Below are 14,834 nucleotides of genomic sequence, written 5' to 3'. Positions count from 1 at the left end.
TACCCCTTATTGTTCTTTATGCAAATCCCACGATAGCGTAGCTTTATTATCTTTTTCTTCCACAGCCCCCATGCCCATAACATGATAGCCAGCATCCACAAAATGCACTTCCCCACTCACCCCACTAGACAAGCTAGAGAGCAGATACATCCCGGCATTGCCCACTTCTTCTAAACTCACATTTTTTCTTAAAGGAGCGTTGATTTCATTCCATTTTAAAATCATTCTAAAATCAGCGATCCCGCTAGAAGCGAGCGTCCTGATAGGCCCAGCCGATAGGGCATTCACCCTTATATGATGCTTGCCTAAATCCACCGCTAAATAACGCACCGCGCTCTCTAGGGCCGCTTTAGCCAACCCCATCACATTGTAATGTGCCATGTATTTGGTGCTGCCTAAATAGCTTAAAGTCAAAACAGACGCTCCGTTATTTAATAAAGGTTTTAGGGTGTTTGTCAGTTCTATTAAAGAATAAACAGAAATTTCCATAGCGGTGTTAAACGCGCTTTTAGAAGTTTCCAACAAGCTCCCCTCTAAAGCCTCTTTAGGGGCAAAGGCCACGCTATGAACGATAAAATCCAATGAGCCTAAATCCTTTTTAACGCTATCATATAGCGGCTTGAAATGCTCTTCTTTGCTCACATCTAACTCATACACATAGGGGCTATTCAATTCCTGCGCGATAGGCCTCACGCGCTTTTCTAAGCTCTCATTCAAATAAGTGAAAGCCAAAGTAGCCCCTTGATTGAAACAAGATTGAGCGATCCCATAAGCGATGGATTTATTGTTTGCCACCCCTACAATAAGCCCTTTTTTACCTTTTAAAAATCCCATGATTTTCCTTTATAAAAATGAAATGATTGTTTTAAAATTTTCTAATTCCAAAGACGCGCTCCCGATCAACAAGCCATCCACGCTATCAATCCCTAAAATTTCTTTAGCGTTTTGCGTGTTCACGCTCCCCCCATACAACAAGGGCGTTTTTTGATTTAAAACTTGCTTTAAAAAACCATGCGTGAGATAAATATCTTCTAAAGAAGCGCTCTTTTTTGTGCCAATCGCCCAAATAGGCTCATACGCTACCACTAAATTAGGATAATTAAGATCAATATTTTCTAATTGCTCATTTAAAAATTCCTTTACAGCCTTAAAACCCTTTTCTCTGGTCGTTAATTCTTCGCCAATGCAATAGACAATTTTAAAATTTTTACTTTTAAAGAAATCAAACTTTTCTCTCAAAAAGCTAGGGCTTTCCTTTAAAAGTGCTCGCCTCTCGCTATGCCCTATTAAAAGCGTGTTGATTTTCAATTCTTCTAAATGCTGTGAAGTGATTTCACCGGTAAAAGCCCCACAATCTCTAGGGTAAGCGTTTTGCACTCCTAAAGTGAAATGCAAAAACGAATTAGGCAATAACCCCAAAAAATCAGGGAATACAAACACCCTATCAAAATGCTGCGGTTTTAAAGTCTTTTCTAATTCTTCTAAATACGCATGGCTTTTAAAAATAGGCATAGCGGATTTAAAATTAGCCATAGCAATTTTTGTCATTGAATGATCCTTATTTTATAGGTAGTAACTATCCCTTATTATATCTAATAGCGTTAAAAAATGTAAATTTTAAACAATAGCCCCCTTGAATTGCATTTTTTCTCAATTTAGGTTTTGTTTATAAGAAAAATTATTTCAAATGTAGTAAAATTAGGGCAGTGTTTTTGCGTCAAGCGATTCAGGTTGATTTTAGAGTTTTTAGGAGCAGTTTTATGCAACAAGAAGAGATTATAGAGGGTTATTATGGTGCTAGCAAAGGGCTTAAAAAGAGCGGTATTTATGCTAAGCTGGATTTTTTACAGAGCACTACGGGCTTGATTCTAGCGCTCTTTATGATAGCACACATGTTTTTGGTCTCAAGCATCTTAATTAGCGATGAAGCCATGTATAAAGTGGCGAAATTTTTTGAAGGGAGCTTGTTTTTAAAAGCAGGCGAGCCGGCTATTGTGAGCGTGGTTGCAGCAGGGATTATTCTTATTTTAGTCGCGCATGCTTTTTTGGCGCTAAGGAAATTCCCTATCAATTACAGGCAATACAAGGTTTTTAAAACCCATAAGCATTTGATGAAACATGGCGATACGAGCTTGTGGTTTATTCAAGCCCTCACCGGGTTTGCGATGTTTTTCTTAGCGAGTATCCACTTATTTGTCATGCTCACAGAGCCTGAAAGTATTGGGCCTCATGGCTCAAGCTATCGTTTTGTAACGCAAAACTTTTGGCTTTTGTATATTTTCTTATTGTTTGCCGTAGAATTGCATGGCTCTATCGGGTTGTATCGCTTAGCGATTAAATGGGGGTGGTTTAAGAATGTGAGTATTCAAGGCTTGAGAAAAGTCAAATGGGCGATGAGCGTGTTTTTTATTGTTTTAGGGCTTTGCACCTATGGGGCTTACATTAAAAAAGGTTTAGAGAATAAGGACAATGGCATTAAAACCATGCAAGAAGCCATAGAAGCTGATGGGAAATTCCACAAAGAATAAGGGTAGAAAATGAAAATAACATATTGTGACGCGCTAATTATTGGAGGCGGACTGGCTGGGTTAAGGGCTAGTATCGCATGCAAACAAAAGGGTTTAAACACCATCGTTTTAAGCCTAGTGCCTGTCAGGCGTTCGCACTCTGCAGCCGCTCAAGGAGGCATGCAAGCGAGCCTTGCGAACGCTAAAAAAAGCGAAGGCGATAATGAAGATTTGCACTTTTTAGACACGGTTAAGGGGAGCGATTGGGGGTGCGATCAGCAAGTGGCTAGAATGTTTGTAACCACTGCTCCTAAAGCCATTAGGGAATTGGCCAGTTGGGGGGTGCCTTGGACTAGGATTAAAAAGGGCGATAGGCCTGCGGTCGTCAATGGTGAGCATGTTACGATTACCGAAAGAGATGACAGGCATGGTTATATTCTAAGCCGTGATTTTGGCGGCACTAAAAAATGGCGCACATGTTTTACGGCTGATGCTACAGGGCATACCATGCTTTATGCGGTCGCTAATGAAGCCTTACACCACAAAGTGGATATTCAAGACAGAAAGGACATGCTCGCTTTCATCCATCATGATAGTAAATGTTACGGAGCGGTGGTAAGGGATTTGATCACAGGCGAAATTTCAGCGTATGTTTCTAAAGGCACGCTTTTAGCTACTGGAGGTTATGGGCGCGTGTATAAACACACCACTAACGCCGTGATTTGCGATGGAGCCGGGGCGGCGAGTGCTTTAGAAACCGGCGTGGCTAAATTAGGCAACATGGAAGCGGTGCAATTCCACCCTACCGCTTTAGTGCCAAGCGGGATTTTAATGACTGAAGGTTGTAGGGGCGATGGCGGGGTTTTAAGAGACAAGTTTGGCAGACGCTTCATGCCCGCTTATGAGCCGGAGAAAAAAGAGCTTGCGAGTAGAGATGTGGTCTCAAGACGGATTTTAGAGCATATCCAAAAAGGCTATGGAGCCAAATCGCCTTATGGGGATCATGTGTGGTTGGATATTGCTATTTTAGGGCGTAACCATGTGGAAAAAAACTTAAGAGATGTGCGCGATATTGCCATGACTTTTGCAGGCATTGATCCGGCTGATAGCGAAGAGCAAACCAAAGACAACATGCAAGGAATGCCCGCAAATGAGCCTGAATACGGGCAAGCGATGGCTAAGCAAAAAGGCTGGATCCCCATAAAACCCATGCAACACTATTCTATGGGGGGGGTTAGGACAAACCCTAAAGGCGAAACCCATTTAAAAGGCTTGTTTTGTGCGGGTGAAGCGGCATGCTGGGATTTGCATGGGTTTAACCGCTTGGGGGGTAATTCCGTGAGTGAAGCGGTGGTCGCTGGCATGATCATAGGGGATTATTTCGCTTCGCATTGTTTAGAAGCACAAATTGAAATCAACACGCAAAAAGTTGAAGCTTTCATTAAAGAAAGCCAAGATTATATGCATTTTTTATTGCACAATGAAGGCAAGGAAGATGTGTATGAAATCAGAGAACGCATGAAAGAAGTCATGGATGAAAAAGTGGGCGTTTTTAGAGAAGGCAAAAGGCTAGAAGAAGCCCTTAAAGAATTGCAAGAGCTTTATGCACGCTCCAAAAACATTTGCGTGAAAAACAAGGTTTTGCACAATAACCCTGAATTAGAAGACGCTTACCGCACCAAAAAAATGCTCAAACTCGCGCTTTGCATCACTCAAGGAGCGTTACTGCGCACTGAAAGCAGAGGGGCTCACACAAGGATTGACTACCCTAAAAGAGACGATGAAAAATGGCTTAATCGAACTTTAGCGAGCTGGCCTAGTGCTGATCAAGACATGCCCACGATTGAATACGAAGAATTAGATGTGATGAAAATGGAAATCAGCCCTGATTTTAGGGGCTATGGCAAAAAGGGCAATTTCATTCCCCACCCCAAAAAAGAAGAGCGCGACGCTGAGATTTTGAAAACGATTTTAGAATTAGAAAAACTCGGAAAAGACAGGGTAGAAGTCCAACACGCGCTCATGCCTTTTGAATTGCAAGAAAAATACAAGGCCAGGAACATGCGTTTAGAAGATGAGGAAGTGAGAGCTAGGGGGGAACATTTGTATTCTTTCAATGTCCATGATTTATTAGACAAACACAACGCTAACCTAAAAGGAGAACACCATGAGTGATAATGAACGAACGATTGTAATTAGAGTGCTAAAATTTGACCCCCAAAGCGCGGTGAGTAAGCCGCATTTTAAAGAGTATCAATTGAAAGAAACCCCATCCATGACGCTCTTTATCGCTTTAAACCTCATCAGAGAGCATCAAGATCCGGATTTGAGCTTTGATTTTGTGTGCCGCGCTGGGATTTGCGGCTCTTGTGCGATGATGGTTAATGGGAGACCGAGATTGGCTTGTAAAACCCTAACTTCTAGCTTTGAAAGCGGGGTGATCACGCTTATGCCCATGCCCAGTTTTACGCTCATTAAAGATTTGAGCGTGAATACAGGCGATTGGTTTGGCGATATGACTAAAAGGGTGGAGAGCTGGGCGCATTCTAAAGAAGAAGTGGATATTACTAAGCCAGAAAAAAGGATTGAGCCTGATGAAGCCCAAGAAGTCTTTGAACTAGACAGGTGTATTGAATGCGGGTGCTGTATCGCTTCTTGTGGGACTAAACTCATGCGCCCTAATTTCATTGGAGCTGCTGGCATGAACAGAGCCATGCGTTTTATGATTGACAGCCACGATGAAAGAAGCGATGACGATTTTTATGAATTAGTGGGCGATGATGATGGCGTTTTTGGGTGCATGAGCTTGATCGCTTGCCATGACACTTGCCCTAAAGAATTACCCTTGCAAAGCAGTATCGCTACTTTGCGTAATAGGATGTTGAAAGTGGGTAAAAGCCGCTAATTTCTTTTTAGTGGGTCGTTTTTGAAAATCTTTTTAGTCCTTTTAAGCGTCTTTTTTTTTAATGGGTGCTTTGGGTTAGTCTACAAGACTCCCATTTCAAGCCCCCCCATCTCTTATGATCCCTACACTACTGCCATTGGGAGCTTGTATGCTGAAAAATTAAAAGAAAACCCTAACCATAGCGCGGCCATTCTTTTAGAAGACGGCTTTGACGCCCTGTTGCATAGAGTGGGCCTCATTAGAATGAGCCAAAAAAGCATTGACATGCAAACTTATATCTATAAGAACGATCTCTCTTCTCAAGTGATCGCTAAAGAACTTTTAAATGCGGCCAATCGTGGGGTAAAAGTGCGCATTCTTTTAGACGATAACGGATTGGATTCGGATTTTTCAGATATTATGCTCTTAAATTTCCATAAAAACATTGAAGTGAAAATTTTTAACCCCTACTATATCCGCAATAAAGGCTTGCGTTATTTTGAAATGCTTGCGGATTATGAGCGCATTAAAAAACGCATGCACAACAAGCTTTTCATCGTGGATAATTTCGCTGTCATTATAGGGGGGCGCAATATTGGGGATAATTATTTTGATAACGATTTAGACACGAATTTTTTAGATTTAGACGCTTTGTTTTTTGGGGGGGTTGCTTCAAAAGCCAAAGAAAGCTTTGAACGCTATTGGAGATTCCACCGCTCTATCCCTGTTTCATTACTAAGGACCCATAAAAGACTCAAAAATAACGCTAAAGAAATCGCTAAACTCCATGAAAAAATCCCTATCAGCGCTGAAGACAAAAACCAGTTTGAAAAAAAAGTCAATGATTTTATAGAACGCTTCCAAAAATACCAATACCCTATTTATTATGGGAATGCCATTTTTTTAGCTGATTCACCCAAAAAAATTGACACGCCCTTGTATTCGCCCATCAAAATCGCTTTTGAGAAAGCCCTTAAAAACGCTAAAGACTCCGTTTTTATCGCTTCATCGTATTTTATTCCAGGCAAAAAGATGATGAAAATCTTTAAAAGTCAAATTTCTAAGGGGATTGAATTGAATATTCTTACCAATTCCCTTTCATCTACTGATGCGATAGTGGTCTATGGGGCGTGGGAAAGGTATCGCAACCAATTAGTGCGAATGGGTGCGAATGTCTATGAAATACGAAACGATTTTTTCAACCGCCAGATTAAAGGGCGCTTTAGCACCAAACATTCCTTACACGGCAAGACGATTGTTTTTGATGACAATTTGACGCTTCTAGGGAGTTTCAATATTGATCCGCGCTCTGCATACATCAACACTGAAAGCGCGGTCTTGTTTGACAACCCGTCTTTTGCTAAAAGGGTGCGTTTGTCGCTTAAAGATCATGCCCAACAATCATGGCATTTGGTGGTGTATCGGCATAGGGTTATTTGGGAAGCGGTGGAAGAAGGGATTTTAATTCATGAAAAAACTTCGCCTGATGCGTCCTTCTTTTTACGCTTGATTAAAGAATGGTCTAAAGTCCTTCCTGAAAGAGAGCTTTAAAACTTTTAATGCCCTTTATTATTTTGCGAAAAAGCGATGTTATTGGTAACGGCGGCTAAAAGCGCTGAACACACAAACACCAAATGGATCACCACTTGCCAAAAAATGGGGTTATGCGATAGGGGCGCATCCTTAGGAATGCTGGATAAAACATCTTCCAAACTCATGTAGCGTTTGAGCAAAAAAATCGCCGAAATTGCTACAATGGAGAGCGAAACCTTTAATTTTAAAGCGTTAAAATCCGTGTGCTTTAGCCAAGTGATTTCACTAGTATCCACCTTGTCTAATTTAGAAACAAAGCTTTCATAGCTGGCGAGCAACACCATTAAAACAAGCCCGGCCATAAACAATAAATCCACTAATCCTAAGGCTGATAAAACCAAATCCGTTTCGCTGATCGTGTCTAGGTGGCTTAGCATGTGCCACAACTCTTTCATGAACACATAGCCTAAAACCACCAGCACTAACGACATGGCAATGCATAAAGGGGCTAGCAACCAACGAGTGGCAAACAACACTCTTTCAATCAATTTTTCTAACATGTTCAAACTCTTTTTAAGGATTATGTCTTTTTTAAACCATTATAGCTAATAAAACGCCCCGAGTGGCTAATAGAACGCCTTGATGGAGTGAAATCTCAAGCCATTCTTATGGTGTTTATGGTATAAATTTGATTACTGCATGCAACAAAGGAGAAGTGAATGAAAACCACTATAAAAGAGATCTTTCAAGCGGAAGGATACAGCATCCCCAACTATCAGAGGGATTACGCCTGGAAGGACAAAAACTTTAGAGATCTGTGGGAAGATTTAGAAGAAGCGATAGAATACAACAAAAAGGGTTAGGGGCATTTTATAGGCACCATGGTTGTCGCTAAGAATGAAGACAACAAAAAATTGTATGACATTATTGATGGCCAGCAACGAACGACCACCATCTTCATGCTCTTGCATGTCTTGGTGAACGAGCAAAATGAGAAAGACAAGCAAGAAACAAGAAAATATCTATACCAAAAGGGGGAATTAAAATTAGAAGTCGCCCCTCAAAACCAAAGCTTCTTCAAAGTGCTCTTGGAAGCGGCAGAAAAGGGGAATATCAGCCATTGTGAAAAAGATGCAGACACCGAGGGTAAGCAAAATCTCTTTGAGGTTTTGAAGGCCATCTTGGACAAAGTCAGCAAATTGAATAAAGAAGAAGTGAATGAGCGTTTGGAGGTGCTGTTGGAAATGGTTTTGATGCGGCTTGAAGAGCCCGATCCTGGAAGAGCTATCAGAACCTTTCAGAGCGTGAATGACAGAGGCGTGCCTCTCCTCTTGCTGGACAAACTAAAACCCCTCCTCATCTATTATTCCAACACTTTTTGCGATGGGAAAAGGGGGCTAGACCAGTTCATCAACGATCATTTTGGAGAGTTCTTTAAGATCTTTGCCAAGATCAAAAAAAGCAACCACATCTTTAGTGTTGGAGGCTCAAATAAAGGCGACATCTTCCGCCACCACGCAGGGAGCCAAAAATTTGATGGGATCAAGTTTTTAGGACACCACGAAGCAAGCACAGAAAAAACATACGAGAAACTCAAGGATGAACTCAAAAAAGTTAAAAAGGATGAATTAGAGAACTTTATCCGATCCTATGTCAGCGATTTGAAAAATTTCTATCAGGCTTTCCTTGATCTATTAAGCGAGATTGACACCAACCCAACCACCCTTAAGGCCATGCTCATCAACAAGATCAACACGCGTTTTTTCAATTCGCTCATCCGCCTGAAAATCAACGACGAACTAGACGATGAAACGATGAGACTCTTTGCCAAAACCAATATTGTGTTTTTCAAAGTTGGTAAAACAATGCAAGCAACGGCCTGCAACTTGATTAATGAGTATCTTAAAAAGGGCAAAGAGGGATTGAAAAGCAAGATGATCGCCCAATGCAGAAATGATATAGAGCAGGCTTCTTGGAGGCTTGTAAAGAACGCACCCGACCTATCATGCTTCCACTATGTCTTCTTTGAAAAGAACTGCCAGGAGATGGGTTTTGCCGATCTCAAAAAATTGATCCAAGAGAAGCAATTCTCTCAAGAAAAAGAGCACATCATCCCCATCAATTTATTAGAATTGGACAATGAAATTGAGATCCAAAAACTTGGTTTTGAAGGCAAGACAGATCTTGAAGACTACATTAACACATACGGCAACCTCATCTCCCTAGAAAATTCGCTCAATCGTAAGGCAAGCGATAAGAATCTGTATGGAAAAGATGAAATCTACAAAAGTAGTGAGATCCCTTTTAATAGGCGGTTTAATGTAAAAGGTTTCAACAAAAAGGCCTTAATAAAAAGGAATGATGAAATGCGAGAGTGGCTGATCAACACCTTTTTTAAGGATTTCGCCGCCCACTAAGCGTGAGACTAAAGAAGCGTGAGCGTGCTTGCTCTCTTGCTTCTAGCCCCACCATCGCACCCCATCGCACCCATAAGACTAGTTTCAAACCGCTCTCTTCTTGGAGAGTTAGGGGGGTTGGAGAGCGTTGCTTTAAGCACCACTCTGTCTTTTGCCAACACACCCAAAGAAGCGTTTTTAAACTCTCCATTACTTATTCATGAGATAAACTTTGCTATCGTAGGGGCTTTTCCTACAATTCAATGAAGGAATGTCCTATCTAAAAAGTCTATAGCTAAAAACCCAACAAGTATAGTAATCAAAATTGTGTAAGGATTGAATAACAAGAAATAAATAAACACGGCAGTTATCTAGACTCTACCCCAAAAACTTTCTTCAATTTTCGTGAAGAAGCTTATCGCAACACTTATGACAAAAATAATAGGAAATGATAATAATACCGATAAGCCACCAAGAAAACACCCCATTGCGGTTTTTTCTATTCCGTCAAATAAGCTAAAAGAGATCCCCCCTCCTAGCTCAAAACCCCTAGCGCACTTCTATGACAACCGGCTTAGTCATCTTTTTGCTGACTTCATCAGCATGCATTAAGGCTTCTTGCTTGCTCTTATAAGGGCCTATGAGATAGCGCTTCGTCGCTCCCCTATCTTCAATCTTATGGGGGAATTGGTTAAACACTTGCAAAAACGCTTTATTGGGCGTGTGCGCAAAAACCCCCACTTGCAAATAATGCCCTTTAGTAAGATTGGTTGAATTGGCTTTTTTAGGAGCTTCTTTGTGAGCTTCTTTTTTGGCTTTTGGCTCTTTAGCCGCATGCTTAGCTTTATCTTTATGAGCTTCCTTATCTTTAGGGGTTACCTTAGGCTTTTTATGGGGGGTTTCTTTTTTAGCCACAGCTTGAGATTCTTTTTGAGCGCTCATGGGAGCGTGCTCAACAGCTTTTGATTCTTTTTTAGCTTCTTGCGTTTCTTCTGTTGTTTTCATCTCTGTTTGAGTTTGATTGGTTTGAATGGGCATTTTAAACGCATCGCTTTCTTGTTTTTTAACATTATCCGCTACTTTGTCCAGATCGCTTTCTTGTTTGGAAGGATCCAAATTCAAGCTTTCAAACGCATCGTCTTTTTTCTCGTCTTTAGTGTTGCCTATTTTTTGCATGCCGCTATCGGTTTGTAAAAAAGTCTCTTTAGGAGCGACTCTCGTGCTTTTCCAAAACACCATTAAAAGCACCGCTAAAATGATAATGGCTATAGCCACGATCAAAAACACTTTTTTAGTGCCACCCCCATTATTTTCTTCTTCTAAGATCACTTCATTCAGTCTTTCTTTTTCTGACATCAAAAATCCTTTCAAAAATTGTTATAAATGCTTCGCCCAAGAGCTCCCTCGCTCTTTTGCAAACACTTCATAAGGTAAAGCTAAAATATTAAATTCCTTAGGCCATTCATTGCTAGGGAAGACCCTCCATTCTTTAGGCAACCCTTGCGCTAATTTCATAGACAAAGTTTTAACCAACCTTTCACCCTCGCCCAATTCCGTATGCCCCTTATGCACATACAAATGCAAATGCCCTGGCGTCTTCGTGTTATAAGCGGTAAAATTCATAAAACCTTCCTCACGAAGCAATAACTGCGCCTTATGATAAAAACGCTCCGGGTTCCTCCCATTATAATCAAACACAATATTTTCCACCTTATCGTTACGCAAGATGAGGTTGTGCGCGATTTCTATTTCTTTTTTCAAATGCTTTTGAATGAGCGAGCTTGTGAGCATGGCATTCACTCTTTGGAATTTATTATAGAAGCAACGCCCCGCATAATCCACCCTCTCCCCCAAGCCTGGTTTTTTTTCAAAATAATGGCTTGTGTCTATCTTAATGAGCTTTAATTCCATTTCTGTCATCTTGACTGCCTTAAAAAATAGGTTGTTGATACACAGGGAATTGGCTAGCCATGGCCTTCAATTCTTCTTTCACATGCAATTGCAAACTAACATTATTAATATCATTCAAAATATCTGATATTTTATTCCCTATGATTTCAAATTCTCTAGCTCCCATGCCCCTTGCACTCAATGCCGCTGAGCCAATCCTTATCCCGCTCGTTACAAAAGGGCTGCGCGTTTCGCCAGGAATGGTGTTTTTATTCACGGTGATTCCGGCATTCCCTAATGCAATATCAGCGTCTTTCCCGCTATAAGGCTTATCCAAGAAATCCATTAAAAGCAAATGGTTAGAAGTGCCACCACTCACTAACTTATGGTTTTTTTCTTGTAACGCTTTAGCGAGAACTTGCATGTTAGATTTCACTAATTGTGCATAAGCTTTAAATTCTGGTTTTAGATTCTCTTTAAATCCCACCGCTTTAGCAGCAATTACATGCATCAAAGGCCCGCCTTGAGTTCCTGGAAAAATCGCTTTATCAATCTTAGCCGCTATCTCTTCATCATTGGTTAAAATAAGCCCCCCTCTAGGCCCTCTTAAGGTCTTATGAGTGGTACTTGAGACCACATGGCAATGCGGGAAAGGATTAGCATGCTCACCGGTTACCACAAGCCCTGCCACATGGGCTATATCGCCTAATAGTAACGCCCCCACTTCATCAGCGATTTCTCTAAATTTCTTAAAATCAATCTCCCTTGGATAGGCTGAAAACCCGCACACAATGATTTCTGGCTTAACGCTTTGAGCGATTTTTAGCGCTTCTTCATAATCAATATAGCCATCTAAATTCACGCCATAAGAAAAGCTCTGATAATGCTTGCCGGTTAAGCTCACTTTAGCACCATGCGTTAAATGCCCCCCGCAGCTTAAATCCATGCCTAAAATCTTGTCATAAGGCTTTAAAAGAGCGTGATAGACAGCGTTATTGGCTTGTGATCCTGAGTGCGCTTGCACATTAGCGAACTGGCAATTAAAAAGCTTTTTAGCCCTTTCTATGGCCAAGCTTTCTATTTTATCCACCACTTCACAGCCTCCATAGTAGCGCTTGTTAGGATAGCCTTCAGCGTATTTATTCGTTAAAACGCTCCCCATAGCCTCCATAACGCTTGCAAAAGTGTAATTCTCGCTCGCTATCATTTCTAAATGCTCGTTTTGCCGCTTGTATTCTTCAAAGATAAGCTCAAAAATTTCACTATCCGTTTGTTCTAAAAAATACGCCATTATTCTTCACTCTCCACATTAAAATCGTTTTTAACAGGACGCATCGCTGGGAATAAAATCACATCTTTAATGCTTTTAGCTCCAGTGAGTAGCATCACTAATCTATCAATGCCTATGCCTTGCCCTGCAGTGGGGGGCATTCCATGGGCTAACGCCCACACATAATCTTCATCCATGTATTGGGCTTCTTCATCGCCTTTTTCTTTTTCAGCCACTTGATTTTTAAAGCGTTCTAATTGATCTAAAGGATCGTTCAACTCGCTAAAGCCGTTAGCGATTTCTTTCCCTGCAATAAACAATTCAAACCTATCAGCAATATTAGGGTTACTATCGTTGCGTCTAGCTAGGGGGCTAATCTCAATGGGGTATTGGGTTACAAAAGTGGGGTTGATGAGCTGGTGCTCTACAAAATGATCAAACGCTTCAGCGAGCAATTTACCATAAGTGAGATTTGGCTCTACTTTAATGCCTTGCTCTAACAAATAAGCCAAAAGCCTGTCTTCTTTTTCTAAAATATCCCTACTAATGCCCCCTATTGTTTCTAAAGCGTCCAAATAAGAAATCACGCTCGTTTGGTTGAAATCCACTTCCATATCGTTATAAATGATTTTTGAAGGTAAGTTCAAAGTTTTTAGCAAGTAGTCAAATAGCCTCTTACTGAGTTCAATCAAATCTTCATAAGTGTGATACGCCCAATAAAACTCAATCATCGTAAATTCGGGGTTATGGCTGTGATCCATGCCCTCATTCCTAAAATTACGATTGATTTCAAACACCGCTTCAAAACCCCCCACAATCAAGCGTTTGAGGTATAATTCTGGAGCGATTCTTAAATACCTTTCAATTTCTAAAGCGTTATGGTAAGTGATAAAAGGCCTTGCGTTCGCCCCGCCAGGAATGGGGTGCATCATGGGGGTTTCCACTTCTAAAAACCCTTCCGTTTCAAAGAATTTCCGCACGCTAGAAACAATCAAACTGCGTTTTTTAAACACATCTTTAACGCTAGGATTGACTATCAAATCCAAGTAGCGCTGGCGGTAACGCAATTCTATATCGCTCAGTCCATGGAATTTTTCAGGCAAAGGCACAATGGTTTTGCTTAAAATATGAAATTCTAGGGCATGAACGCTTAATTCACCGGTTTTGGTAGCAAAAGGGAAACCTTTCACCAACACAATATCGCCCACTTCTAAATGCTTTTTCAGGCTTTTAAACTCATCGTTCAATTCATTTTGCGAAACATAAGCTTGCAAAATCGCACTTTCATCTTCAATTTTAATAAAACAAGCCTTACCCATTAAACGCAAAAGCTTGACCCTCCCTACAATACTCTCGCATTTTTCCTTGTCTTTAGGCTCTTCTAAACCCTTAATATAAGCATATTTTTCTAAAAAAGCGGCGTTTGTAAGGCTTCGTTTCAAGCCGTTTTTATAAGGGTTTTTCCCTTCTTCTCTCAAGCTATTGGCTTTATGGATGCGTTGTTGGATGTATTGGTTGGAAAACATGTTATGCCTTTATAGGGGTTCTTTATTAGATGGGGTGTGGTTTGGTGGGGTGTGGTTAGCTTTTGGATCTCGCATGTTTTTAGGCAAGTCTTTAGCCTTTTCTTTTAAAGCTTCCATGCCCTTATCCATCGCTTTATCAAAAGACTCTTTAGCTTTATTGGAAGATTCTTTATTTTTGACTTCATCGCTCATTTCTTCAAGGTTGTTTTTAAGGTTTTGCTCCACATGTTTGACGCCATCAAGGCACATGATTTTACTAGCAACGCTTTTCATGGTAGGAAAAAAAGCGCTTTTTCCTTGCAAGTAGGCGTTAGCGTCTTTCATGACCTCCATTTTAGAGAGCGCATAAAGGATGAAAGAAAGCACTAAAAAAGTCTTCAAACATGAAAAAATAAACCCTAACGCCCTGTCTATAATGCCTAACCCGCTAAAGACTAACACCTTGCCTAGCAACACTCCAAAAGCTAAAAAAAACACCCAAATAGACGCCAATACCAGTAAGAAACCAACAAGATTCATCATGGTCTCATTCTTTAGATCATACAAATGTTGTGAAAATAAATGCCCAACAGCCACAGAATAGCGAGACGCTAAATAAACGCCAAGCACAATCCCTAAAGTCCCCGCTACTTCACTCACGAAGCCATGATAAAATCCCCTAATCCCAAAGGCTACCACCACCACAAGTAACGCCAAATCAATATAATTCAAACCCAAACCTTTCTCTCATGTATCTCGCATAAAGATAGTGAGCGTTCAAAAACGCCCCAAAAAACGCTCATAATTTTTAAACGCTATCAATCCACGCTCTTTAGACTTGAAATTTGA

General features: G+C 40.8%; 13 protein-coding genes and 1 pseudogene. 5 read left to right on the top strand and 9 right to left on the bottom strand.

The window, feature by feature from the left end:
- Window positions 1-6: 6 nt before the first annotated feature.
- Window positions 7-834 carry an enoyl-ACP reductase FabI gene (fabI, locus tag P6280_RS02755; protein ID WP_017280039.1) on the bottom strand — a complete coding sequence of 276 codons (828 nt, stop codon included), beginning with the start codon at window positions 832-834 and terminating at the stop codon, window positions 7-9.
- Window positions 835-843: 9 nt separating this feature from the next.
- Entirely contained in the window at window positions 844-1,548 is a 705-nt protein-coding gene (locus P6280_RS02750; RefSeq protein WP_283236922.1) for a triose-phosphate isomerase, read from the bottom strand.
- A gap of 212 nt (window positions 1,549-1,760) precedes the next feature.
- On the opposite strand from P6280_RS02750, the gene P6280_RS02745 reads away from it, so the two are divergent.
- The 4 genes from P6280_RS02745 to clsC are packed head-to-tail and all read left to right on the top strand — an operon-like array spanning window position 1,761 to window position 6,942.
- On the top strand, window positions 1,761-2,528 hold the full coding sequence (locus tag P6280_RS02745) for a fumarate reductase cytochrome b subunit (protein ID WP_124733696.1): 768 nt from the start codon (window positions 1,761-1,763) through the stop codon (window positions 2,526-2,528).
- Window positions 2,529-2,537: 9 nt separating this feature from the next.
- Window positions 2,538-4,682, top strand: coding sequence for a fumarate reductase flavoprotein subunit (locus tag P6280_RS02740; RefSeq protein WP_283236921.1), 2,145 nt, complete (start codon window positions 2,538-2,540; stop codon window positions 4,680-4,682).
- Window positions 4,675-5,412: a fumarate reductase iron-sulfur subunit gene (locus tag P6280_RS02735; RefSeq protein ID WP_001282395.1), complete on the top strand. Its 738-nt coding sequence runs from the start codon at window positions 4,675-4,677 to the stop codon at window positions 5,410-5,412. The genes P6280_RS02740 and P6280_RS02735 overlap by 8 nt, the downstream gene beginning before the upstream one ends.
- 21 nt (window positions 5,413-5,433) lie before the next feature.
- A complete protein-coding gene (clsC, locus tag P6280_RS02730; RefSeq protein WP_154423309.1) occupies window positions 5,434-6,942 on the top strand; it encodes a cardiolipin synthase ClsC in 1,509 nt (502 codons plus the stop codon).
- Between the two features lie 5 nt (window positions 6,943-6,947).
- Here the strand turns inward: clsC and P6280_RS02725 are convergent, their stop codons facing one another.
- Window positions 6,948-7,484 (bottom strand): TIGR00645 family protein, encoded by a 537-nt coding sequence (locus P6280_RS02725; protein ID WP_096420068.1) that lies wholly within the window; start codon window positions 7,482-7,484, stop codon window positions 6,948-6,950.
- Between the two features lie 159 nt (window positions 7,485-7,643).
- On the opposite strand from P6280_RS02725, the pseudogene P6280_RS02720 reads away from it, so the two are divergent.
- A pseudogene (locus P6280_RS02720) lies at window positions 7,644-9,341 on the top strand (DUF262 domain-containing protein).
- Between the two features lie 8 nt (window positions 9,342-9,349).
- Here P6280_RS02720 and P6280_RS02715 read toward each other — a convergent pair.
- From P6280_RS02715 to P6280_RS02690, 6 genes are all read right to left on the bottom strand, one after another.
- The gene (locus tag P6280_RS02715; RefSeq protein ID WP_283236920.1) at window positions 9,350-9,499 is read right to left on the bottom strand and encodes a hypothetical protein; all 150 of its coding nucleotides are present in this window, start codon (window positions 9,497-9,499) and stop codon (window positions 9,350-9,352) included.
- A 370-nt stretch (window positions 9,500-9,869) separates the two neighbouring features.
- A complete protein-coding gene (locus tag P6280_RS02710; protein ID WP_283236919.1) occupies window positions 9,870-10,676 on the bottom strand; it encodes an SPOR domain-containing protein in 807 nt (268 codons plus the stop codon).
- Between the two features lie 21 nt (window positions 10,677-10,697).
- The gene (locus P6280_RS02705) at window positions 10,698-11,240 is read right to left on the bottom strand and encodes a DUF1882 domain-containing protein (protein ID WP_000138080.1); all 543 of its coding nucleotides are present in this window, start codon (window positions 11,238-11,240) and stop codon (window positions 10,698-10,700) included.
- A 10-nt stretch (window positions 11,241-11,250) separates the two neighbouring features.
- Window positions 11,251-12,501 carry a serine hydroxymethyltransferase gene (locus tag P6280_RS02700; protein ID WP_000323103.1) on the bottom strand — a complete coding sequence of 417 codons (1,251 nt, stop codon included), beginning with the start codon at window positions 12,499-12,501 and terminating at the stop codon, window positions 11,251-11,253.
- The gene (lysS, locus tag P6280_RS02695; protein ID WP_283236918.1) at window positions 12,501-14,006 is read right to left on the bottom strand and encodes a lysine--tRNA ligase; all 1,506 of its coding nucleotides are present in this window, start codon (window positions 14,004-14,006) and stop codon (window positions 12,501-12,503) included. Before lysS ends, P6280_RS02700 begins: the two co-directional genes overlap by 1 nt.
- Window positions 14,007-14,015: 9 nt before the next feature.
- On the bottom strand, window positions 14,016-14,717 hold the full coding sequence (locus tag P6280_RS02690; RefSeq protein ID WP_283236917.1) for a CvpA family protein: 702 nt from the start codon (window positions 14,715-14,717) through the stop codon (window positions 14,016-14,018).
- Window positions 14,718-14,834 lie beyond the last annotated feature (117 nt).

Source organism: Helicobacter sp. 219-2, from assembly GCF_030053225.1.
Taxonomy (GTDB): Bacteria; Campylobacterota; Campylobacteria; order Campylobacterales; family Helicobacteraceae; genus Helicobacter; species Helicobacter pylori_C.
This window is presented reverse-complemented; position numbering and strand designations above follow the sequence as displayed.